Origin of the sequence: Aquabacterium sp. A7-Y (assembly GCF_026153205.1) — a bacterium.
GTDB lineage: Bacteria > Pseudomonadota > Gammaproteobacteria > Burkholderiales > Burkholderiaceae_C > Caldimonas.
On the sequence record NZ_JAPFBW010000097.1, the window covers coordinates 1 to 575 of the forward strand.

At 64.9% G+C, this 575-nt stretch carries 1 protein-coding gene; it reads left to right on the forward strand.

Annotation, left to right across the window (positions count from 1 at the left end; all coding sequences use genetic code 11):
- Positions 1-575, forward strand: a 575-nt coding sequence (locus tag OOT46_RS30680; protein ID WP_265407414.1) for an Ig-like domain-containing protein, incomplete at both ends; no start/stop codon positions are given.

A 575-nucleotide genomic window follows, 5' to 3' on the forward strand; every position in this document is an offset into this window, starting at 1 on the left:
CGGACACCATCACGGTCAGCGTGACGGTCAATACCGTGAACGACAACCCGGTCGTGGTCGGCTCTCTGAACAATGTGAGCAGCACCGATGCCGCCACCGTCAGCATCCCGACCGGCGCGGTCTTCCGAGATGCCGACATCGCCACCAATGGCGACCGGCTGACCTTCTCCGCCACCGGCTTGCCGGCTGGCTTGAGCATCGACCCGAACACCGGCGTCATCTCCGGCACCCTGCCCAACGACGCCAGCCGCCCCGCGGCCTACACCATTGAGGTGACCGCCACCGACTCCAAGGGCGCCAAGGTCTCCTCCAGCTTCGATCTGTCGGTCAACAACCCGGCTCCGGTCGGTGCTGACGAGAACGAGACAGTTGCCGAAGACGGCTCGCTGAGTGATGCCGTCAGCGCGACCGATCCCGACGGCGATGCACTGAGCTATGCGATCGACACTGCACCGACGAACGGTACCGTGGTCGTCGACGCCAACGGCAACTACACCTACACGCCCAACGCCAACTTCAACGGCACCGACAGCTTCACGGTGGTCGTGACCGACGCACAAGGCGCCACGGACACG